Source organism: Lachnoclostridium sp. (genome assembly GCF_031997925.1).
Taxonomy (GTDB): Bacteria; Bacillota; Clostridia; order Lachnospirales; family Lachnospiraceae; genus Lachnoclostridium.
In genome coordinates this window covers 1-20654 of sequence record NZ_DAMADT010000047.1, presented here as the reverse complement: position 1 = coordinate 20654, position 20654 = coordinate 1, and the positions used below count along the sequence as shown (strand labels likewise).

The 20654-nt window shown below is 34.4% G+C and carries 29 protein-coding genes; 9 read left to right on the top strand and 20 right to left on the bottom strand.

Annotated features, from left to right (window positions below; all coding sequences use genetic code 11):
* Positions 1–48 precede the first annotated feature (48 nt).
* From RTP52_RS19310 to RTP52_RS19240, 15 genes are all read right to left on the bottom strand, one after another.
* Positions 49–588, bottom strand: a complete 540-nt coding sequence (locus RTP52_RS19310) for a hypothetical protein (protein WP_312372991.1) — start codon at positions 586–588, stop codon at positions 49–51.
* Positions 589–669: 81 nt separating this feature from the next.
* On the bottom strand, positions 670–1008 hold the full coding sequence (locus RTP52_RS19305; RefSeq protein WP_312372990.1) for a hypothetical protein: 339 nt from the start codon (positions 1006–1008) through the stop codon (positions 670–672).
* Positions 1009–1878 carry a phage replisome organizer N-terminal domain-containing protein gene (locus tag RTP52_RS19300; RefSeq protein ID WP_312372989.1) on the bottom strand — a complete coding sequence of 290 codons (870 nt, stop codon included), beginning with the start codon at positions 1876–1878 and terminating at the stop codon, positions 1009–1011.
* Positions 1879–1907: 29 nt separating this feature from the next.
* Positions 1908–2147 carry a hypothetical protein gene (locus tag RTP52_RS19295; RefSeq protein ID WP_312372987.1) on the bottom strand — a complete coding sequence of 80 codons (240 nt, stop codon included), beginning with the start codon at positions 2145–2147 and terminating at the stop codon, positions 1908–1910.
* 9 nt (positions 2148–2156) lie between these two features.
* Positions 2157–2495 (bottom strand): hypothetical protein, encoded by a 339-nt coding sequence (locus RTP52_RS19290; RefSeq protein WP_331661938.1) that lies wholly within the window; start codon positions 2493–2495, stop codon positions 2157–2159.
* On the bottom strand, positions 2482–2814 hold the full coding sequence (locus RTP52_RS19285; protein WP_312372985.1) for a hypothetical protein: 333 nt from the start codon (positions 2812–2814) through the stop codon (positions 2482–2484). Before RTP52_RS19285 ends, RTP52_RS19290 begins: the two co-directional genes overlap by 14 nt.
* Before the next feature lie 117 nt (positions 2815–2931).
* Positions 2932–3561: a tyrosine-type recombinase/integrase gene (locus tag RTP52_RS19280; protein ID WP_312372984.1), complete on the bottom strand. Its 630-nt coding sequence runs from the start codon at positions 3559–3561 to the stop codon at positions 2932–2934.
* On the bottom strand, positions 3518–3940 hold the full coding sequence (locus RTP52_RS19275) for a phage integrase N-terminal SAM-like domain-containing protein (RefSeq protein WP_312372983.1): 423 nt from the start codon (positions 3938–3940) through the stop codon (positions 3518–3520). Before RTP52_RS19275 ends, RTP52_RS19280 begins: the two co-directional genes overlap by 44 nt.
* A gap of 102 nt (positions 3941–4042) precedes the next feature.
* On the bottom strand, positions 4043–4282 hold the full coding sequence (locus RTP52_RS19270; RefSeq protein ID WP_312372982.1) for a hypothetical protein: 240 nt from the start codon (positions 4280–4282) through the stop codon (positions 4043–4045).
* A gap of 69 nt (positions 4283–4351) precedes the next feature.
* Positions 4352–4591, bottom strand: coding sequence for a hypothetical protein (locus tag RTP52_RS19265; RefSeq protein ID WP_312372981.1), 240 nt, complete (start codon positions 4589–4591; stop codon positions 4352–4354).
* Positions 4592–4724: 133 nt separating this feature from the next.
* Positions 4725–4997, bottom strand: coding sequence for a hypothetical protein (locus tag RTP52_RS19260; RefSeq protein WP_312372979.1), 273 nt, complete (start codon positions 4995–4997; stop codon positions 4725–4727).
* A gap of 12 nt (positions 4998–5009) precedes the next feature.
* Positions 5010–5252, bottom strand: coding sequence for a hypothetical protein (locus tag RTP52_RS19255; RefSeq protein WP_312372978.1), 243 nt, complete (start codon positions 5250–5252; stop codon positions 5010–5012).
* 28 nt (positions 5253–5280) lie between these two features.
* The gene (locus RTP52_RS19250) at positions 5281–5988 is read right to left on the bottom strand and encodes an ORF6C domain-containing protein (RefSeq protein ID WP_312372977.1); all 708 of its coding nucleotides are present in this window, start codon (positions 5986–5988) and stop codon (positions 5281–5283) included.
* A gap of 12 nt (positions 5989–6000) precedes the next feature.
* Positions 6001–6213, bottom strand: coding sequence for a helix-turn-helix domain-containing protein (locus tag RTP52_RS19245; RefSeq protein WP_312372976.1), 213 nt, complete (start codon positions 6211–6213; stop codon positions 6001–6003).
* Positions 6214–6232: 19 nt separating this feature from the next.
* Positions 6233–6415 (bottom strand): helix-turn-helix domain-containing protein, encoded by a 183-nt coding sequence (locus RTP52_RS19240; RefSeq protein WP_312372975.1) that lies wholly within the window; start codon positions 6413–6415, stop codon positions 6233–6235.
* 236 nt (positions 6416–6651) lie between these two features.
* Here RTP52_RS19240 and RTP52_RS19235 point away from each other — a divergent pair, with 236 nt between their 5' ends.
* From RTP52_RS19235 to RTP52_RS19220, 4 genes are all read left to right on the top strand, one after another.
* Positions 6652–7074 carry a helix-turn-helix domain-containing protein gene (locus RTP52_RS19235; RefSeq protein WP_312372974.1) on the top strand — a complete coding sequence of 141 codons (423 nt, stop codon included), beginning with the start codon at positions 6652–6654 and terminating at the stop codon, positions 7072–7074.
* Positions 7075–7083: 9 nt separating this feature from the next.
* The gene (locus RTP52_RS19230; protein WP_312372973.1) at positions 7084–7530 is read left to right on the top strand and encodes an ImmA/IrrE family metallo-endopeptidase; all 447 of its coding nucleotides are present in this window, start codon (positions 7084–7086) and stop codon (positions 7528–7530) included.
* A gap of 1 nt (position 7531) precedes the next feature.
* The gene (locus RTP52_RS19225; protein ID WP_312372972.1) at positions 7532–7687 is read left to right on the top strand and encodes a hypothetical protein; all 156 of its coding nucleotides are present in this window, start codon (positions 7532–7534) and stop codon (positions 7685–7687) included.
* Between the two features lie 163 nt (positions 7688–7850).
* Complete coding sequence (locus tag RTP52_RS19220) at positions 7851–9227, top strand: tyrosine-type recombinase/integrase (protein WP_312372971.1); 1377 nt, start codon at positions 7851–7853, stop codon at positions 9225–9227.
* A 102-nt stretch (positions 9228–9329) separates the two neighbouring features.
* On the opposite strand, the gene RTP52_RS19215 is transcribed toward RTP52_RS19220, so the two are convergent.
* Positions 9330–9830 (bottom strand): SEC-C metal-binding domain-containing protein, encoded by a 501-nt coding sequence (locus tag RTP52_RS19215; RefSeq protein WP_312106255.1) that lies wholly within the window; start codon positions 9828–9830, stop codon positions 9330–9332.
* Between the two features lie 351 nt (positions 9831–10181).
* On the opposite strand from RTP52_RS19215, the gene RTP52_RS19210 reads away from it, so the two are divergent.
* Positions 10182–10340: a hypothetical protein gene (locus RTP52_RS19210; protein WP_312106253.1), complete on the top strand. Its 159-nt coding sequence runs from the start codon at positions 10182–10184 to the stop codon at positions 10338–10340.
* A gap of 349 nt (positions 10341–10689) precedes the next feature.
* On the opposite strand, the gene RTP52_RS19205 is transcribed toward RTP52_RS19210, so the two are convergent.
* From RTP52_RS19205 to RTP52_RS19195, 3 genes are all read right to left on the bottom strand, one after another.
* Positions 10690–12423, bottom strand: coding sequence for a leucine-rich repeat domain-containing protein (locus RTP52_RS19205; RefSeq protein WP_312106252.1), 1734 nt, complete (start codon positions 12421–12423; stop codon positions 10690–10692).
* A gap of 272 nt (positions 12424–12695) precedes the next feature.
* Positions 12696–13019: a hypothetical protein gene (locus RTP52_RS19200; protein WP_312106251.1), complete on the bottom strand. Its 324-nt coding sequence runs from the start codon at positions 13017–13019 to the stop codon at positions 12696–12698.
* Positions 13020–13108: 89 nt separating this feature from the next.
* Positions 13109–14443 (bottom strand): replication-associated recombination protein A, encoded by a 1335-nt coding sequence (locus tag RTP52_RS19195; protein ID WP_312106250.1) that lies wholly within the window; start codon positions 14441–14443, stop codon positions 13109–13111.
* A gap of 141 nt (positions 14444–14584) precedes the next feature.
* Between RTP52_RS19195 and RTP52_RS19190 the strand changes: the two genes are divergently transcribed.
* Positions 14585–14758, top strand: a complete 174-nt coding sequence (locus tag RTP52_RS19190) for a DUF4250 domain-containing protein (protein ID WP_312106248.1) — start codon at positions 14585–14587, stop codon at positions 14756–14758.
* A gap of 47 nt (positions 14759–14805) precedes the next feature.
* On the opposite strand, the gene RTP52_RS19185 is transcribed toward RTP52_RS19190, so the two are convergent.
* Positions 14806–15333, bottom strand: a complete 528-nt coding sequence (locus tag RTP52_RS19185) for a VanZ family protein (RefSeq protein WP_312106246.1) — start codon at positions 15331–15333, stop codon at positions 14806–14808.
* Positions 15334–15578: 245 nt separating this feature from the next.
* Between RTP52_RS19185 and RTP52_RS19180 the strand changes: the two genes are divergently transcribed.
* The 3 genes from RTP52_RS19180 to RTP52_RS19170 form a co-directional block, all read left to right on the top strand.
* Positions 15579–16235: a YigZ family protein gene (locus tag RTP52_RS19180; protein WP_312106244.1), complete on the top strand. Its 657-nt coding sequence runs from the start codon at positions 15579–15581 to the stop codon at positions 16233–16235.
* A gap of 214 nt (positions 16236–16449) precedes the next feature.
* Positions 16450–19176 (top strand): transglycosylase domain-containing protein, encoded by a 2727-nt coding sequence (locus tag RTP52_RS19175; protein ID WP_312372969.1) that lies wholly within the window; start codon positions 16450–16452, stop codon positions 19174–19176.
* 363 nt (positions 19177–19539) lie between these two features.
* Positions 19540–20654, top strand: a 1115-nt coding sequence (locus tag RTP52_RS19170; protein WP_312372967.1) for a transglycosylase domain-containing protein, incomplete at its 3' end; no start/stop codon positions are given.

Here is a 20654-nt window from a genome sequence, read left to right as displayed (position 1 = left end):
GTACGTTTCTCATTTCTCACCTTCTTACTTCCGTAAATCTCGATTTAACTAACACTCATAACCAATACTAATTGGCAATACTACTCTTTCTTGTACGACTTCTTTTCCTGTATTGTAGATATACACTGGTTCTTTTGGATTGCTAAATCTTAGTACCACTTTTCCATCCATGCTCTCAAGAGCTTCTTTCAGATACTTTGAGTTAAAGCCAATCGCCAATGATTGATACTTATCTTTTTCAAAGTACTCACTTGTTTTGTAGTATTCTCCTTCCGGTTGCTTAAAGCCTGTACGATTATCCCCTGCTGTTATATATGCGTAATTGTCGATAAGCTCTATGGTGCTGTACTCACATCCTTTGAATACCGGTACGACTGGCTTTATATAACAATCGAAATCGCAATCAGACATGCAGCTAATCTTTTCCCTAGCTATTCTATGACCGTCTAGTGCAATCCCTGTAAGAGTTCCATCTGATACGGTAATTTTTATGAATGGCATTAATTTATTATATCCATCGTCTTTTACAAACTTCTTCATGCTTTTAATAAGCCTTTTCAATTCACTTGTCATGATTGTTGCTTTCATAAGATTCCTCCTTTCTGATTTTCTCCCACTTGTAACCATATGGGTCAACTCCGAGTTCCCTTGCCTTTGTGCAACTACTAGTCATTCCGCTATGATTACCCCCTGTGCCACTAATCTAATACTTGCTATCTTACCGCTTGACTTTAACTGTTCCGTTGTTTCATTCCATTGTCTCGTAAAATCCTCAACGTATTCGGAGGTGTAATTACGTTCGGTACCGTTGTTTATCTTTCGCATTAATTCATTTTTGTTGTTAGCGCTTTTAAAAATCCTATACCTACAATTATATAGGTACCCTGTCCTAGCATACCTGCTAACCTTTACAACATCCATTCCTGTGATGTCTGCTATTTTGTTAGAGCTAACGCTTGTTATAACACTTTCCTCGACATAGTCATGTAAATCATATGTGTTTGCCATTTATCTACCTCCTAATAGCTGCTGTTCTAAACTTCCGTAATCATAATCTCTTTGTGGAAACTCGTTGAACTTATTCGTATTTGATTTATGTTTAGGCTTCTGCGGTTGTACCTGCCTATTGGAATAGTTTCCATCAAGAACCTTGGCCATATTAGAATCTTTAATCAGCCAATCAAAGTTAGCGTTCCAATTACGGTCGTTTTTTCCTTTTAAAAATTCACTTTGTTCTGCTATTTCAAATAATCTCTTTAAATCCTCAACAGTATAAGTGTTTAATCTTGCTCTAATTGCTTTTTTTCGTGTTTCTGATAAAGACGTCAATTTAGGGAACGACACGCAAGTGTTGTTATACATATCAGCTATTTGCTGATAATCTACTCTTTCTCTTATATCTATATCTTTATCTTCTTCTATTTCTATATCTATATCTATATCTGTTTCGTTACCATGAGTTACGGTAGCGTTACTTGTAACGTTACATTCTATTGATTTGTTTTCTCGATGTTTTGCAACTCGAAGCCTTGTCTGTTCTCTAATTCTTTCAAGCCCCTCAATATTCTGATATTTTTCCCATGATGAAACATGAATAAAATCATCAACAATGTCTATCATTTCAAATCTTTCGAATGTATTTAATGCTAATTGGACAGTTACAAGAGGTCTATTAAACTCTGAAGAAAGCATCTGCTCTGTGTATGGAATGTCCTTCGTAAAATAGACTAACCCTCCGTCATTCGTATTTCCTGCAAGACATAGTATTTTAAACCAAATTACGATAATAGAATCACCTTCTGGCATATTTTCTATCTGACGTATTTTTCTGTTATCAAATACTTGTGTTGCTATTTTGATCCACTTCACACCTGACATTTTAAAACCTCCATTAATGTCTTAAATTATTATCTTGATGTGCCCATTATCCAGTCGTAATTATCAATATCTCTAATGACGTACCTACCTCCAGGTAATCGCTCTGCAGTCATATTATCAAGCTGTTCATCAGTGCAATTTGAAAACTTACTACCTGATAATATTCTTCTTAGAAGCCTACGCCTGTCTGCGCTTTCTTCTCGAGAATAGTCGACATATTCAGTACCGACAATTCTTTTTGTGTTACGTAGTAATTCCTCTGTTTTCATAATTTCCTCTCATCGGAGTAGATTTAGAATAGGATTCTGCGGATGCACTGCCCTATCGTCTATGTAAATGTCCGCAAATATCTTTCTACTATCATCACCAAACAACTCGATATGCTCCGGTAAATTCTCGTTTACCGCATCAAATTCTAATCCAAAATCTTGGCACCAATGTATTGCTGCATCCAGGTATATTCCTCTTCTGCATGTCCAGAAAATCAACTTGCATCCATCTTTTCTAAGAGATTTTAATGCTTCTATAAGCTTTATATTTTCGATACCTATTGCAGGATATCTATCACTACATAGGGTTCCGTCAAAATCAACAGCTATCACCTTATTCTTTATCAATAGCATAACCTCCCATATCGAAATGTTGTAGTGCTTTCCCATGAATCCTATGGACATGCGTATGTTCGTACCCTAATTCTATGGATATTACCTCCCAAGATTTAAAAAGTATATAACGCTTATGTAACAACTCGCTTTCAAGTCCATCATTCATTTTCAAAATAGCAGATTCTATGGCTATTTTTATGACCATGCATTCCGCAGTAGCGTTGTCAATAGATTTCATTATATTTTCAAGCTTAACCATATAGTCAGATAAATCAGATATTCTACCTGTTGTTGGCATATCACTATAGCTTTGTGCTTTAGCGCTTACCATTGTTTCAATAATGCTATTTTTTTGCTCCTGGAGCGATCTGATTTTATGACATTTATTCCGAAAACTTTTTAGATAATCCTTTTTCAGTTCAATTTCAGTAATAAAAATCCCACCTCTCTACGCAGCACCTCTTCTATGCGCTGCCTTAATATCATCTTTATTAATTGTTACATAGTTCTTCTCGGTAACCGAAATATCGGAATGTCCCAGCAACTCTTTTATAATTTCTATCCGTACGCCTGCAGCACTCATCCTTGTAGCAAATGTTTTGCGGAATAAGTGAACTGTTACATGCTTAGTTACTCCTGCACGTTCTGATACGGCTTGTACTTCCTTTTGTAGGCTACTATTTCCTAACCTATCATGATTCCCTCTACTAGTTACAAATAAGGCTTCATTATCATCATTGCGGCTCATTAGGTAGTTGCGCAGATGAAGTTTAGCGCTTGCATTAAGATAACCTTTGCGGTATGTCTTTGTTTTACTACCGTATATAGTCACGCTGTCGTTTTCAAAATCAACATCTTTAATATTGATATTTGCAAGTTCGGAAACTCGACACCCAACCGATAGGAGAAAATTAACTATTGCTATTTCTCTCTTTGTTTTGCATGCATCTCTGATATGTTCAACTTCATCATCTGTGAGATATTCTTTCTCCTTATGGACCTGCTTAATATTTTTAATCTTGCGAGTTGGATTCTTAGGAATATAGTCTTCTTCTTCGGCCCATGTAAAAAAACGCACTTATGAATCTTTTTGTATTAGCTAATGTGTTCATGCTTACTTTATTCCTGGACTGATACATAGCAAGATAATATTTGATATCATCTGAGGTAACATCTCTGTAATTTTTATCTAATGTAAGTAACATATTTCGTGTTGTACGTACATATTGAGATATGCTTTTATCAGATAGGTTTTCTAATTTTTTATTAGCTGCAAACACTCTAAGAACATAATCATTATCATCTGAATACGTCGACAACTCAGTGCATTCGTTGCTAATCTGTTTACCATGTAGATTGTTATTTAATATACTTTCTAACTTCTGTAGTTGCCTACTGTCCAAATCCACCGCCATAGCACAAATTACATCGTTGATAAATTTACTATTACTACTCATAAAATCATCCTTTCCATGTACCTAAGGATGTGTTATAATATCCTTAGTGTTTGTGATAGCGGTAGAAATGCTTTGGTCGGCGTCTACCGCTTATTTTTATAGTTAGTTGTTTTCTAGCTTCTTTGATTGCAGTGTTAAAATATTCCTAAGCAAAGAACAAAACTCTGTAAATGCTTCTTCCTGGTCATAAATCATTGACAATGCAGCTGTAATGCTTGCATTTTGTGCTTCTGCCTTAAAAAATACTTTTCCGTCTTGATCCTTTTCCGCAAAGAATGCTATTTTATTTACCGTCTTATGGCAACAATCATAACCAATAAATTCAATATCTCTCGAAGACATAATTTACCTTTCTATTTACTTAAAATAATTGATGTGGTACAATAACCTGAGTGTTTATATCTTTGCGCCCTATCGATTCGCACTCGTATGGGGTGCATTTCTATTTTCTAATCTTCTCCTCTCATCTTTTTCCGATATATAAGCAAGTCCAAGTAAACTAAGTCCAAAACCAATACCACCGAATAATGCATGTAAAGTACAAGATATAAAAGTGCTATGATTAGGAGATGATATGACACACAATGCTGATGCTACAAAAGCAGCTAGCAATAATACTTCTACAATCAATCCAAAAATCGTATGTAACAAATTGCTTCGCCAATTTATGAATGAGTTAGTCTCTTGGCACTGATAGCACTTTGATACGTTATGTCTTATGTCTCTGTACTTACAATTAAGGCATGTCCTCATAATTCACCTTCTTTCTTTGCAAAATCCTAGTTTAACGACCTACTTCATCGGCATAGATTCCCTCTGAACATCCCCACTTATCACCTCTCCAGTAATTAAATCTACCTCCAAGTACGGGATATTCCTCGCACTCTAAAACAAGGGGTTCTATACATATAGCTTCATATCTTCCCATTGGTATATCTTTGTATTTTTGCTTATCCTTTTCCTTTGCAAAAGGGAAAGGAGTGAATCTAATAATCGCTTTATCACCTTTTTCTAATCGTGCTAAAGGCCTACTTGAATCATAGTATTCATTTTTCATAACTTACCTCTACTAAATATTAATTACTAATACATTTGCTCCATTTCTTTTTTCATCAGAAGATGCACATATTTGGCTTCTTTCTACAATTTCATATTCCCTGTACTGTTCAGGTATGTCCGCTAATTCTCCAAAGTAAACTTCCTCTGGATTATCAAAAAAAGTTAATTTATTTTGATTTTGGATTGCTACTTTAATACCTTTAATATCCTGTTCAACTTCTTTTGTACTGTCGATAATTTCACCTATAGTCATTGTTTAGTTTCCTTTCTTAAATCTTAATTTAAGCAATCGACATCAGAGCGTTACAGTCCTCTATTAACATCTTTGTATTCGTGCAAGGTTGCCATTTCTTGATATACTCACATGCTTCATCGTATTTCATCTTTGGAACATTGTTTCGACTGTTAACATCGAAGCGATCTTGGATATCCTTGTTGCACTCTTTAAAGACCTTCTTACCGATTTCTTTATAAGCTGTGCTACCTTTTCCGCAAAGCGCAGTAACAACCGTACTGTTAACAAGTCTTTCAAGTACTCTTTGCTGACCATAATCGATTACCATTGTGTTTTCGAGCTTGTCCACTCGCTCAGATACTTCGTCAATCATGCTTAACTGGGCTCTCATAATCTGCTCTGTAGTTAGAGGACGCTGTATTTTTTTGAAATATGTATCCACTAGTTGTCCTTGCACTTCCCAAGCCAAATCGTCCGTAAATGATTTCACTAACATGAGGTAGCCTCGCTCTGTTATGACTGTTATTCCCCTGTTCGGTATATCAATTCCTAATGTACGGTTTTCGTCCATTAGAGATAATGTAAAATAATCTCTTCCACTTTGTAATCTATCCTTGTTGTCCGTAAAACTTCTTCTTGCTGTTCCATCTGGTCTCTCGTGTACAAGATCAATATCTCTGAACGTAACAACTCTTTGACCGTTGAACTCTTTTGCGATTACCTCTTGATTACCAATTTTAATTAATTGATTCATAGTGCTCCTTTCTTACTGAAACTGTATTTCTTTAATTTCAGAAGGATTCGTTAAGTCCTTTCCTTCGCTTCTTTCTAGAAACTCTAAAAGTGCAGACCTTCTGATTTTATAACTTCCTAGTTTTAATACTGGTAGTAAACCTGCGCTTATCAATTTATATACGTAGGCAGTATTTGTTTTGATAAGCTCTGATACTTCGCTAACGGTATATAACACTTCTTCCATTTTGTTATCCTCCATTTACCTATAGAAGCTTCTCTAGTGGTACATTTAAAAACTTAGCTATCTTAACTAATTTATCTACCTTAGGCTTGCTTCTGCCGTGCTTCCAATCAGACAATGTTACTTGTGAAATACCTGTCTCTTTTGAAACTTTATAAGGTGTAATTCCTTTTACAGCTAACAATTGTCGAAAATTGTCATACATATAAACACTCCTTCCTACAAATATTTGTAAAAAGCTATTGCAATTACTTCGGAAATGTGATATATTTCTTAATGTCGAGTTAAGAAATGTTAGTTAATAATGATATCCGTATTTAGCTTTTTATTAGTTATGATTTCATAACCATGTGTCTAATATATCACTGGTTTCATGATTAGTCAATAGGCTTTGTTTCGGTTTTCATAACTATGACTAATTTTGTGAAAGGTGTACAAAATATGTATGAAGTATTTGAGCAATTATTACAAAAATATGGTGTTACAGCGTATAAAGTAGGAAAAGCCACTGGCATAGCATCATCTACTTTTACAGATTGGAAAAATGGAAGAAGTATTCCGAAACAAGATAAGCTACTAAAAATTGCGAATTTTTTTGGTGTAAGCAGTGATTATTTAATGACAGGTAAAGAACCAGAAGAAAAAGAATCAATGATTACGCCAAAAGATGAACGCGACATTGCAAAGAAATTAGATAAAATCATGGTCGATATTGATAATAATAATGATGCTCCACTCTATTACAATGGAGAAGAAATTGACGAAATGTCAAAAACATTATTAAGAGCCGCTATTGAATCCGCTATGAGACAAATGAAGATAATTAACAAAGAAAAGCACAACCCAAATAAAAACAAAAAGTAGGTGTAGCCTATGATTGAACGTATTGAAAAGTTAGTTAGGTCTTATACAACAAGATTTGGAACAAATGATCCTTATTTGATTGCTGAATATCTTGGTATTCATGTTATGCGAACACCGCTAGGTAATATATCTGGAATGTATAAATACATTGAACACTCCAAGTGGATATTTATTAACAATGAGAATAGAAATGAGACTGACAATAAAATTGTTATGTCTCATGAACTGGGACATGCATTAATGCATTGGAAAGAGAACTGCTGTTTTATGTCACATCATACCTTGCTACTCACTTCAAAGATAGAACGTCACGCTAACTTGTTTGCAGCCATTTTATTAATAACCGATGATTTATTACAACAGTATAGAGAATATACAATCGAACAATTTTCAAATTGCACAGGAATAGATAAAGATTTAATAAAATTAAGGCTTAAGTACATAGGAGGGAAATAGAATGCACTTTGATACAAAAGAAACAGAAGAATATTATTATGAGACAATGAAAGAGTTAAAAATAGTGCATGTGAATGTTGCTAAAAATACAGTGCTAACAAAAAATGATGTAGATGAGCTTGTAGAATGCATTAGAAATTTTTCAATCCAAAAATAAAAACAGCCCCAGCGCTCTACCAACGCCAGAACTGTTATTATAGATGATATTCGGTCAGGGCCGATATAATATCAATCTCGTCAAGTTGTATTATATCATTTCTAACTCTGCACCGCAATAGGTGTATTTTTTATACCAAAAAATAGAAAATGAGGATGATAATATGTCGAAATTAAGTACCAGAAACCGCAATAAAGAGAAGGTTGACAAAAATGGAAAGACAAAATCACCAAATTGGGAGTGGCGATTTGAAGGTGCTAAAATTAATGGCAAGCGAAATCAGATGACTAGAGCAGGTTATACCACAAAAGCAGAGGCAGAGAGAGAAGGTATTAAAGCACTAAACGAATATAATAATGCAGGTCTTCATTTTGAGCCATCTGAAATATCTATAACTGATTATTTCGATTATTGGATTGATAATTACTGCATAGTTAATATTGCTGATAGCACATTATCTGCATATCGGAATATTATTAAAAATCACCTTAATCCAAGGATCGGAACATATCATTTGAGAGCAGTAAATACAATGATTTTACAAAATCTGATTAACGATATCTATGTAAAGAATTCTTTCTCAAAAGATTTTATGAATAATATCTTGAAAGTACTCAAAGGCGCATTTAAATATGCAAAAGTAACAGCTAAATTAATACAGATGAACCCAGCCGAAGATGTAATACTACCAAAAATAATAACATCATCTACTAGAGAAGAAATAATTATACTAAGTAAGTTGGATGTAAATAGAATACTCGAAAGATTTAAAAGTTCAAATTTTCAATATTATGCAATATTAACAGCGTATTATACAGGTTTAAGAGTTTCAGAAGTATTTGGATTAACATGGGATTGCATTGATTTTGAAAAAAGAACTATAACCGTTAATAAAATATCAAAGAAAATAGAAAAGGAAGGAAAGGTGTCAGAAGGTAAAAGAAAGCGTGGTACAAGAGGGAAAGCATCTACTAGATGGTATTTTGGTGATTGTAAAACTTCTTCTTCGTATAGAACAATAGAAATAGGAGATACACTGATTAATGCGCTTTCAGAATTTAAAACATACCAGGAAAAAAACGAAAAAGAATACGGTGATTTATACACTAAAATATTTGTTAAGGATGAAATAACTGAAACCAATCGGCGTGTTAAGCGATTAATTCAGTTACAACAGCTGGATTTTGATATTCCTCTTAAGAGAATTTTCCCTATTTTTATAAAAGAGAATGGTGAGTTTACCGGAACTGATTCGATAAAATATGTTTCTAAAGTTATAAATTACGAACTTGGAATTAAGTTTAATTTCCACGCATTAAGACATACACATGCAACAATGCTAATAGAGGCCGATGTTCCTGTAAAGGCAATATCTAATAGACTTGGTCATGGTAACGTAAGAACTACTCTTGAAACATATATTCATACGACGAATTCAATGAAAGAAGATGCTGTAAATATGTTTGAAAAATTTGGAGACTTAAGTAATACAAGTGATATTAATATTAGAGAAGCAAAAAAATATAAGGAATCTAACTAACTATTTAGTGGACAAAAATTCAATGGTGGACAAGTGGTGGACAAATCTCAAAAAACAGGCAGCAAGATATTATCTCACTACCTGTAAACACAGCATTTATCACTATTTACCACAACAGAATTTATACTTTTTACCACTTCCGCATGGACATGGATCATTACGTCCAACTTTCTTTTCCTTCACAATTGTTCCGGATTTCTTCTGAGAAAGATATAATTCTTTTCTACGAGAATCAGCTAATAAATTATCCCACTGTGGAAGAGTATATAACCAATCTGCACTAGCTTCTACCATATTGTAATAAAGCTTTTCTAAATCAAATCCTAAATTAACTACAGTGTTTACTTCCATAGTCTCAATTGGATTTGGCTCTTTTAAACTTTCATTGATTCCGTCTAAGAAACCAACCATAATTTGTAATGTTGTATTATATTTCTTAGCAAGTTCTTCTACAGTTCCAGTAACTACTTCCTCAGGATTAGATAAAAGCTGCTCATAGATTCCCTTCTCAATTGTGAAATAATTTCCCCAGAAAATCTGTCCAGTTTTCTGATCCATATCTTCTGCGTATGCTACGTCTCTCCAGTCTGTTAATAAGCTCATTGTATTCATCCTTTCAAAAATGTGTATGTTTTCTTATTTTTGTGTGTATAAAAAGATTTTATACGTTAATACTATAATTAGTCTAATGATATTTCTGGGAATCACGATATCTAACAGCCTATCGTAAAACTTAGAAATACGGTTAGATTAGCGTATGCTCTTTCAATAGTTGGATTCCCCCTCCAATGAAAAGCAACAATACAAAAGAAGAGTTAAATACTTATCCTCCCCTTTTTGATTAAGCCTGTGGCAACGGAGTCACAGGCTTAATATTCGTCAAAACCTAATTATAAATACTTTCTATACGTTTGGCAAGTAGTAATTCTATTTAATTAAGAAAGAGGTATCCTTATGTCTTATATTGCACCAAAAATGCAGGCAAAGTTCGAAACTCTGTCCATTGATTTAAAAAACTGCATCTTAGAACGTGATGTTACCATTAACAACACTCAAGACTTAATTCGCGTCCTGGATGAAATCGTAGAGGAATCGGAGGAGAATAACAAGTAAGCATCCTCTAAATGTTATAATAATCTAGGTATCTGGAACAATTAATGACATGGTAAGTAGCTGTACAAGCTAATGCAAAATTAAATAGTTGAGATTGATTAATAATTATGGTCAATCTCTTTCATCTTTAACACCTAAAGATAAAAAAATGTCCAACTAAGTATATTTTTAGTTGGACATTTTTTAGCTTTAATAGCTTATTATAAATTTTCTTCAGTATTTCTTTAACAAATAAAAATATGAGAGAATAATTGATGCTAGCGTTATAGTTATAACCTTATTAGGATTTCCTCTCCTGTAAGAGTAAGTATAAACTTGTTATTCACAGCTATATACTAACACCAATTCTCTAATAATAAGCATACAACGGGATAAATTCATATGTGAATTCAGAATTATCAAATTCTCTATTGAAATAAAATAAGGTTAAGTAACTCCAAGAATACTCATCATTATATATTTTTGTCCCAATTTCGATATTCCCGATATTCGTTAGTCCTGTCATAATTAATGTATTTTTATAGTAAGCCTTTACATATAATCTGCAATCTGATATTTTTTTTATACCATTATTAGTGATAGACAAATAATTGCGTCCATTTTCATTTACATTGCTGCACTTAATTATCTCTTTATGGTTAACACGGTTACTATCATAACCATTAACACTACTATTATATCCTATAACTGTTGCCTTAATTTCATTGAAGTCAAACTTTCTATAATCCTTTGAACTATTATCCACTTGTAGTATAGCTTTATATTCCTTATAAACATCGATATCTCTTTCATAGTATTCTGAAGAAACAATTTCACCCTTATCATTGATATAATCTAATTTTAACTTTGAAATTGTAACAGGGGAATCAAAAGTTGTTTTAATATGTAAATAGTAAAATTCTTCTTCAGCAACTGTATATTTACTAGGATCATTAAAGTAATCTTCATAATTTTTGTATGGATAATTCTGTTTTTGCACATTTACCGTAAATAAGTCAGTATTAATAAAATCTATTTTATACTCTCTAAAGGCAAGAGAGTTATATATAACTTCATTTGGATAACATATTATAGTCAAATTATCATTTGCATTTTTTAGAATATCTTGAGATATATAATCCATATTTACTTTATTTAATATTGTTAAACTTTCTAATGATGAACAATATGCGAAACATTCATATTCAAGATTTACTATACTAGCAGGCAAGCTAATTGATTTCATCGATTTACATTTATAGAATGCTCTGCTGCGTATAGTAGTGACATTATTATTCCAATTGATTGAACTTAGGTTAACACAACCTTCAAAGCAACTTGCTCCAATTACTTTTAAAGAATTTGAAAACTTTACACTTTGTAGAGCACTACAATTTTTAAATGTAGTATGCTCTAACTGCTTTACCTTATCAGGAATCGATATATTAACTAAACTAGAACAATTTGAAAAGGCACCTCCACCTATTTTCTCTATTGAATTAGGTAAAATGATACCGATAAGCGATTTGCAACCATCAAAACTTGCGGTTCCTATTTCAACCAATTTTGGAGGCATTACAATATTGGTTAATTTTTTACATCCTTCAAAAATAGTAGGAGGTAATTTTTCCAACTTTGAAGGTAATGTTATTTGCGTAAGATTAGTACATCTACTAAAAATTCCAGAACCGTAAAGTGTACAATTTTTAGGTAACTCAATGCTTTTTATTTGAGAACATTCATTAAATGCTTGCCTGTAAATTGAAATTATGCCATCTGGTATTTCAATAGCTTTCATATTACTTTTATAAAATGCAAGTTGGTCAATTCGATACACTGTATACTTGTAATCTCCATGTTTAACATACTGAGGTATCTTTACCTTTTTATCTGAATTACCGTTATTATATTTTGCTATTGATACTTTTCCATTTTTACCTTGAGTTGCTTTTACACGCACTGTATAAGTAAAATTCTCATCATTAAACCGTCCCCCAATAGTATTAGAAGTAGACGCATTTACTGAAATTGAAAAAAAAGTGCTTAAACATAACATAAATAATGCTATTAATATAATCTTGCCAAATCTCAATTTAAATTTCATAAAAACCTCCATTTACAATTATACTTACTTCTTTTTATGATAAACTATATATCTAATATACTATATTTTCCCATATTCTACAAGTTGAAGACTTGCACTAATTTTAAATCATAATATAACAAAAGGGACAAATCTACTAATATAAATTAATAGTTTTGTCCCTTAATTAGTGATATGACTTAACTTGGTTTGATGTAAAATTGATGTCAAAAAAATTACATCTAAAAAAACTCACTTCTACTTTTTTGGTATGCTTTGGAGGTTATATTTCATTAATTCACTTTGTTATCCGTCTGATTTGCTTCATCAAATCCCTTTTTCTTCATCTGATTGATTTCGTGCATAGTGTATCCATCCTTTTTCTTTCCAAAAGTACGATTCATCAGTAAGAATACATAGATAAATACTGGAATAATAAAGGTCGCATAGATACTAGTTAAAAATAAACCATTTGCATACGGTTTTGCCATAATTGCTGCTACTAGGGAAAATAGATATAATCCCAATAATATGATAACACCAATCATTGATAATACTCTTTTTGCTTTACTTGTATTCCCTGTACTACTTGTATTATTTTCATTACCTGCTTTCATTCATAAATCCTTTCTTTCGCTAATTTGTCTCTGGTTTCTAATATCATTTTCTTATTATTATCTATTTACATATTTCTCTTTAACCGACTTTAAAACGTTTCCGTCTCATTGCCCTTTATTTTCTGAAAATACTCCTTAATCGTCTTTTCATAACCATTATCGCTTGGACGGTAAAACGTACGCCCAACATAAGAATCTGGCAGGTACTGCTGCTTTACGTAATGATTTTCATAGTTGTGAGCATATAAATATCCAACACCATGGTTTAGTTTTGCAGCCCCTTTGTAATGAGCGTCCTGTAAATGAGGCGGTATTGGAGGTGTTTTATCCTTTGCAATTAACTCCGATGCCTCATCAATGGCTACGATTGCGGAGTTGCTCTTTGGAGCACATGCCACATAAGCAGCCGCTTGCGCAAGAACAATACGTCCTTCTGGCATACCAAGTCGCTCAACTGCCTGTGCTGCTGCTGTTGCAACCACAAGTGCATTCGGATCAGCATTCGATACATCCTCTGCGGCACATATCATTATTCTTCGTGCAATAAACGCTACCTCTTCACCGGCATATAGCATCTTCGCCAAATAATAGATTGCAGCATCCGGATCACTTCCGCGCATGCTCTTAATAAATGCAGAAATCGTATCGTAATGATTATCCCCCGACTTATCGTACTTTAATACACGTTTTTGAATACACTCCGATGCCACCTCTAATGTAATATGGATTAAACCATCTTCACTGCGCTTTGTCGTTAAGACCCCTAACTCAATGGCATTTAAAGCGGATCTTGCATCTCCATTTGCGGCACTTGCTAAAAAGTCCAATGCGTCTTCGTCCATCTCCGCGTGATAAGCGCCTAACCCCTTTTCTTTATCCGTAATTGCTCGAATTAAAAGCTCCTTAATATCATTTTGTTCCAAAGGCTTTAATTCAAATACAATGGATCTTGAGATAAGCGCGCTATTTACTTCAAAATAAGGATTTTCTGTTGTAGCTCCGACTAACACAATCGTACCATCCTCTACAAACGGTAACAAATAATCCTGTTGCCCTTTATTAAATCGATGGATCTCATCTACAAAAAGAATTGTTTTCTTCCCATACATGCCAAGTGTTTGCTTCGCCTGCCCAATAACCTCTTCCATATCTTTTTTCCCAGCGGAGGTTGCATTAATTTGTTGAAAGTTTGAACTGGTGGTGTTTGCAATCACCTTTGCAAGCGTAGTTTTTCCGGTTCCGGGTGGACCATAAAAGATAACCGAACCAAGTTTATCTGCCATAATTGCCCGATATAATAACTTATCTTCTCCAATGATATGACCTTGTCCAACCACTTCTGTCAACTTCGTTGGTCTAAGACGTGAAGCAAGCGGTGATTCTTTCTCCTTCGTATTTTCTCTCATATATTCAAATAGATCCATAATAACCTCCAATCTGGTGACTTTATACCTTTCTTTCCTGTGTAAAAATTGCTCTTTATTTTCAAACGAATACCCTTGACGAGATGAAAATTCTTGCAGTATGATAAGACCATCTCAAACCGAATGAAAGGATGAATTAAAATGCTACCAACCGATCCAATAATGTTACTAAGTTATGTGAATACAAAATTAAGAGATGAGTTTCAAAGCCTTGAAGATTTTTGCAAAAGCCTTGATGTAAATGAAGACAACCTCATCGATACCTTAGATAAGATAAACTACCACTATTCAAAAGAACGTAATCAGTTTATCTAGTATTTTTATATGAATAAAGAAATATGTGATACGGCGTTTCATATTTACTACTTTCTTAACTGACTCGATAGTTGTTTTTTTAGACTCCTATTTTTTATTAGATGATAAATTAATAAAAAGAATAATGCACCTAAGATGCAACCAATGGAGTCTATTAAAACATCTGTAATCCTTCCACTTCTTCCAGCTACAAAGAGTTGATGAATTTCATCCGTTATTGCATAACCCACTGAGATAAGGATGGTTAAGAAAAAGAACTGTTTTCCTCGGTGTCCTCTTACCCAAATATAAAAGCTTACTAAAATGGACAAGATTCCATATTCGGTAACATGTGCAACTTTTCTGGTCAGTACATTCGCAACTCTAAGCGAAACATCATACGAATCCTTCCCCATTTCCCCAAATCCTCTCTGATATATATCCAATAACGCCTTGGCGATTGGAAGACTTGACCCATCTGATTCCGTCGCTGTTTTTGCTGAAAATAAAAATATCGCCAACATCATAAGTAACATCGGGACAGCTGCGATAAGTCGTTGCTTTTTAGATGTATTCTCTTTCATTAATAACTTCATATATTAGATTCATACTCCACTTCTTTCCTTACTATTTGTATTCATAAAATTAGCAAGTTATCACCCCACTGGAAAGTGCTTTTTCTGCTCTCCTTCTCATGAATAACTTGCGCATCAAATTCGCTATTGATATAATGATAATTATTGCGTACATTTGTTTGTACTTATTGTATCGCACAAAAGTACAAAAGTAAAGCGTCCAAATCATTATAAAAAGGTGCCATGCGCCAGAATAGAGGTTTAACATGCAAACTTCCTATAAAACTGTTTACACCGGTGGAACCGGTGAAATCATAGAAAAGAAATCACGTTTCATCGCTACTGTAATCCCTATTAAGTCAGAGGAGGAAGCCCTATCCTTTATTGAACAGATGAAGAAAAAATACTGGGATGCATCGCATAACTGTTCTGCATATGTTCTTGGTTTAAATCAAGAATTACAACGCTGCAGTGACGATGGCGAACCTAGTAAAACAGCAGGACGACCTATGCTTGATGTTTTATTAGGAGAAGGAATTCATAATACAGCAGTTGTTGTTACACGTTATTTTGGCGGTACCTTGCTTGGTACTGGCGGATTAGTGCGTGCTTATCAAAGTACTGCAAAAGAAGGATTGGCAAATAGCGTTATTATAGAAAAACACCTTGGGAAACAATATGAAATCACTACGGACTATAACGGTATTGGTAAGCTTCAATACATTGCTGGAACAATGAATTTAACAATAATATCAACAGATTACACCGATATTGTAAAAGCTACCTTATTAATTCCTCCAGACTCACTCGGGGCCTTTCAGAAAAAGGTGACAGAAGCTACGAATGGACGGGCCAATATGGAGGAGTTAGAGGATGTTTATTATGCTTTTCTAGATCAAGAAATCCTGATTGAGAACGCTTAAAGTGGCTCGATATTAGCTGTAAACTGTCTGTATTCCTAACTTTCATTGCAAAATTCACAGCGTTATGCTAAAATGGAGTAATCGGTCAATAATAGAGAAGAAGTCAATATTATAATTCGTACCGTAACTATAATAGAATTAACAATCGCTATTATAGTTTTTACTTTGATGTAGTTGAAAGTTTTATAGCAGCTTTAGAATTAGGAGGTTCAATATGGATTTTAGTAGAAAGGGTGTCGTGAAAAAACAACGCGATATCAAGTCTACGAGTAAGCGACTTAATACGAAGATTCGTATAACGCTATTTCGTGTTAGTTTAATATGCATTGTTTGTCTAGGCATCGTTGGCGTAGTAGCCGTTTCCGGAGCAGTCAAGGGGATTATTGAATCTGCCCCTGACATTAGTCAGGTTAACATCGATCCGGAAGGCTTCGCTAGCTATATTTACTATAATGATGGTACTTTAGCACAAGAGTTAATTGGTGCAGAGTCTAATCGTGTCTTAGTATCCATTGATGAAATCCCAGATGTACTAAAAAATGCCTTTGTTGCTCTGGAAGATGAACGTTTTTACGAGCATGATGGAATTGATGTCTATGGTATTTTTCGTGCTGGTTTCTCTGTATTAAAAACGCAAGGCCTCGGCTTTGGTGGAAGTACCCTTACGCAACAGTTAATAAAGATAAAAGTATTTAATTATGGTAATGAGCCAAATGCTGTTGATAAGATTGTTCGTAAGATACAAGAGCAATACCTTGCAATTAAACTGGAAGACATCTACACAAAGGATGAGATTTTAGAAGCTTATCTAAATAACATTAACCTTGGTAATGGTGCGTATGGTGTGCAGACTGCAGCTCAGAGTTACTTTGGAAAAGATGTTTCTGAATTAACATTATCAGAAGCCTCTGTGATTGCTCCAATTGCTCTTTCTCCAGTACGTTGTAATCCAATTAACTATCCAGAAAGGAATTCAGAACGTAGACAGAGTTGCTTAGATAATATGTTGCGCCTTGGATACATTACTCAGAAGGATTATGATGCTGCGTTAGCTGATGATGTATACAGCCGTATTAAACAGTACAATGAGGAAAAGGCACCAAGCACGTATTATTCTTATTTCACAGATGCAGTTATTGATCAAGTTTTATCCGATCTTCAGACAAAGAAGGGATATACTCAGGATGACGCCGCTTACATGCTTTATAGTGGCGGTTTAAAGATCTATACCACCCAGGATAAAACGGTTCAAGGTATCGTAGATAAACATTTCCAAGATGAAAAGAATTTCCCAGCCATTGGGGAAGGTTCTTATTATGAGATGAAATATGACTTGTCTGTTTATGATGACGAGGATAATGCTACTCACTATCACTTCAATGATATGCTTGAATATTTTAAAGACTTTAAGGATACCAAGGGACTTTATTATCATGATCCTTATTCCGCGAAGGTGGGTATCAACTCCTTAGGATATAGTAAAGAAGATATGGAAGCAAAAATTGAAGAATTCCGTAATTCAAAGGTAAAAGGGAATCAGGTATATGTTGAGAATAAACAGATTACCTTACAACCACAGACCTCAATGACTATTATGGACCAGCACAATGGTAATGTTGTAGCTTTATATGGTGGCCGTGGCACTAAGACCGGTAACCGTACAACAAACCGTGCATCAAGCTCCAAGCGTCAGGTTGGTTCTACCTTTAAGGTACTAGCCTCCTTCCTTCCAGCTCTTGATTCTGGTCGTTATACTTTAGCAAGTGTAATGGATGACTCTGAATACACATATCCAAATAGTACAGATACTGTAACCAACTGGAATAAGAAGTATAAGGGCTTAAGTACGATGCGTGAAGCCATCTATAACTCCATGAATATTGTTGCTTGTCGTTTTATGGAAGCGGTGACACCAAGAAAAGGATTTGATTATTTAACAAATCTTGGATTTGATTTAATTGAATTAAAAGTAATGGATAACGGTAAAACATATTCTGATATCGGTGTTCCTCTTGCCTTAGGTGGTATTACAGAAGGTGTAACAAACGTAGAGTTAACTGCTGGATATGCTGCGATTGCCAATGGCGGTGTTTATAATGAGCCTATTTATTATACTAAGGTCGTAGACCAGAATGGTAAAGTTATTCTTTCGAACGAGCCAAGTTCAAAACAGGTAATGTATACTTCTACTGCATGGTTGTTAACAAACGCAATGGAAGATACCGTTAAGAGAGGTACTGCAACAAGTATTGGATTCCGTAATTACTCCATGCCTATTGCAGGTAAGACCGGAACCTCAACGAAAGACTACGATTTATGGTTTGTTGGATACACTCCTTATTATACCTCCGCTATCTGGACAGGATTTGATTATAATTTCTCTCAGAAGGAAAAATCCTACCACAAGGCATTATGGCGTAATATTATGGAGGAAATCCACTCTACTCTTAGGTTAGAGAACAAAGCATTTGCAAAACCAGACTCCATTGTGTCTGCTAGAATATGTACAAAATCAGGTCAACTAGCAGTTCCAGGAGTTTGTGATAAAGCATTAAGCGGTGATTGCACAAGAACCGAATATTTCGCTAAGGGAACTGTTCCAACACAAACCTGTACGGTTCATCAAAAAGTAAGTATCTGTAAGGTATCTGGACATTTTGCAAGTCCTTATTGTCCGCTAGATTCTTTAGTTGAAAAAGTTTACTTGATTAAAGACGAAAAGAGTCCAACCGATGATACTCCATATCTCTTACCAACAGGTGATATGGCAACCCCTTGCCCAATTCATAGTGAAGGTACTGTTGCACCACCAACGGATGGTAATGATGATGAGACACCAGTTGGACCAGAGAATCCAGACGAAGAGAATCAGAAACCGGTGGAACCAACAACTACACCTCCTCCAGTTATTATTATTCCGCCAACGGATAATCAGCCGTAACAGTTATTGTTCTAGTAATGACACAATAATCGGGCAGTTTATTATACTGACTTATTATTAATAAAGAGCGAAATGCTTTTAAAAATGGTACCCATAGGATAGACACTCGAGAAGTGTTTAATCCTATGGGTACTTTTTTGTATACACTTAGTAAGACGGAAGAACTCTTATGAAAATAATATAAAAAGTTAACAAAGTGTGGTTAGCTTGTTGGGGTAATGCCTGATTTATTGGGTCTATATCTTCTTGTAACTAGCGTCAATCTAACATTCATTGCAAATATTGTATCCTTATGATAAAATGGAATAATTAGTAAAATCAAATATTTTCCTAGTTATTAGTTTTTAGCATTAGGAGGTGCCTATGGATTTTAGTAGAAAGGGTGTTTTGAAAAAGCAGCGTACTATTAAGTCTACGAGTAAGCGACTTAATACGAAGATTCGTATAACGCTATTTCGCGTTAGTTTGATATGCATTGTTTGTCTAGGCATCGTTGGCGTAGTAGCCGTTTCCGGAGCAATTAAGGGGATTATTGAATCTGCCCCTGACATTAGTCAGGTTAACATCGATCCAGAAGGCTTTGCTAGCTTTATTTACTATAGTGATGGTACCTTAGCCCAAAAGTTAGTTGGTGCAGAGGCTAATCGTGTCCTAGTATCCATTGATGAAATCCCAGATGTACTAAAACATGCCTTTGTCGCTTTGGAAGATGAACGTTTTTACGAGCATGATGGAATTGATGTCTATGGTATTTTTCGTGCTGGTTTCTCTGTATTAAAAACAAAAGGCCTTGGCTTTGGGGGAAGTACCATTACGCAACAGTTAGTAAAGGCAAAAGTCTTTAATTATGGTAATGAGCCAAATGCTGTTGATAAGATTGTTCGTAAGATACAGGAACAATACCTTGCAATTAAACTTGAAGATATCTATACGAAAGATGAGATTTTAGAAGCTTATCTAAATAACACTAACCTTGGTAATGGTGCATTTGGAGTACAGACTGCATCTCAAAGTTACTTCGGAAAAGATGTTTCTGAATTAACTTTGTCAGAAGCTTCTGTTATTGCTCCAATTGCTCTTTCTCCAGTATTTTTGAATCCAATTAACTATCCAGCAAGGAATGCAGAACGTAGACAGAGTTGCTTAGATAATATGTTGCACCTTGAATACATTACTCAGAAGGATTATGATGCTGCTTTGGCTGATGATGTGTACAGCCGTATTAAACAATACGATGATGAGAAGGCACCAAGTACGTATTATTCTTATTTCACGGATGAAGTTTACAATCAAGTTCTAACCGATCTTCAAACAAAGAAAGGATATTCGTTGAATGACGCCTCCTACATGCTTAATAATGGCGGTATAAAAATCTTTTCCACTCAGGATAAAACGATTCAAGGTATCGTAGATAAATATTTTAAAGATGAAAAGAATTTCCCAGCCATTGGGGAAGGTTCTTATTATGAGATGAAATA

Coding starts and splice junctions, on each gene's coding strand:
- RTP52_RS19250 (WP_312372977.1), bottom strand. CDS start 5,988: ATGAATCAATTAATTAAAATTGGTAATCAAGAGGTAATCGCAAAAGAG.
- RTP52_RS19305 (WP_312372990.1), bottom strand. CDS start 1,008: ATGGCAAACACATATGATTTACATGACTATGTCGAGGAAAGTGTTATA.
- RTP52_RS19270 (WP_312372982.1), bottom strand. CDS start 4,282: ATGTCTTCGAGAGATATTGAATTTATTGGTTATGATTGTTGCCATAAG.
- RTP52_RS19195 (WP_312106250.1), bottom strand. CDS start 14,443: ATGGATCTATTTGAATATATGAGAGAAAATACGAAGGAGAAAGAATCA.
- RTP52_RS19240 (WP_312372975.1), bottom strand. CDS start 6,415: ATGTATGACAATTTTCGACAATTGTTAGCTGTAAAAGGAATTACACCT.
- RTP52_RS19260 (WP_312372979.1), bottom strand. CDS start 4,997: ATGAAAAATGAATACTATGATTCAAGTAGGCCTTTAGCACGATTAGAA.
- RTP52_RS19235 (WP_312372974.1), top strand. CDS start 6,652: ATGTATGAAGTATTTGAGCAATTATTACAAAAATATGGTGTTACAGCG.
- RTP52_RS19205 (WP_312106252.1), bottom strand. CDS start 12,423: ATGAAATTTAAATTGAGATTTGGCAAGATTATATTAATAGCATTATTT.
- RTP52_RS19210 (WP_312106253.1), top strand. CDS start 10,182: ATGTCTTATATTGCACCAAAAATGCAGGCAAAGTTCGAAACTCTGTCC.
- RTP52_RS19215 (WP_312106255.1), bottom strand. CDS start 9,830: ATGAGCTTATTAACAGACTGGAGAGACGTAGCATACGCAGAAGATATG.
- RTP52_RS19285 (WP_312372985.1), bottom strand. CDS start 2,814: ATGGTAAGCGCTAAAGCACAAAGCTATAGTGATATGCCAACAACAGGT.
- RTP52_RS19190 (WP_312106248.1), top strand. CDS start 14,585: ATGCTACCAACCGATCCAATAATGTTACTAAGTTATGTGAATACAAAA.
- RTP52_RS19180 (WP_312106244.1), top strand. CDS start 15,579: ATGCAAACTTCCTATAAAACTGTTTACACCGGTGGAACCGGTGAAATC.
- RTP52_RS19310 (WP_312372991.1), bottom strand. CDS start 588: ATGAAAGCAACAATCATGACAAGTGAATTGAAAAGGCTTATTAAAAGC.
- RTP52_RS19245 (WP_312372976.1), bottom strand. CDS start 6,213: ATGGAAGAAGTGTTATATACCGTTAGCGAAGTATCAGAGCTTATCAAA.
- RTP52_RS19230 (WP_312372973.1), top strand. CDS start 7,084: ATGATTGAACGTATTGAAAAGTTAGTTAGGTCTTATACAACAAGATTT.
- RTP52_RS19185 (WP_312106246.1), bottom strand. CDS start 15,333: ATGAAGTTATTAATGAAAGAGAATACATCTAAAAAGCAACGACTTATC.
- RTP52_RS19300 (WP_312372989.1), bottom strand. CDS start 1,878: ATGTCAGGTGTGAAGTGGATCAAAATAGCAACACAAGTATTTGATAAC.
- RTP52_RS19295 (WP_312372987.1), bottom strand. CDS start 2,147: ATGAAAACAGAGGAATTACTACGTAACACAAAAAGAATTGTCGGTACT.
- RTP52_RS19275 (WP_312372983.1), bottom strand. CDS start 3,940: ATGAGTAGTAATAGTAAATTTATCAACGATGTAATTTGTGCTATGGCG.
- RTP52_RS19225 (WP_312372972.1), top strand. CDS start 7,532: ATGCACTTTGATACAAAAGAAACAGAAGAATATTATTATGAGACAATG.
- RTP52_RS19175 (WP_312372969.1), top strand. CDS start 16,450: ATGGATTTTAGTAGAAAGGGTGTCGTGAAAAAACAACGCGATATCAAG.
- RTP52_RS19255 (WP_312372978.1), bottom strand. CDS start 5,252: ATGACTATAGGTGAAATTATCGACAGTACAAAAGAAGTTGAACAGGAT.
- RTP52_RS19200 (WP_312106251.1), bottom strand. CDS start 13,019: ATGAAAGCAGGTAATGAAAATAATACAAGTAGTACAGGGAATACAAGT.
- RTP52_RS19220 (WP_312372971.1), top strand. CDS start 7,851: ATGTCGAAATTAAGTACCAGAAACCGCAATAAAGAGAAGGTTGACAAA.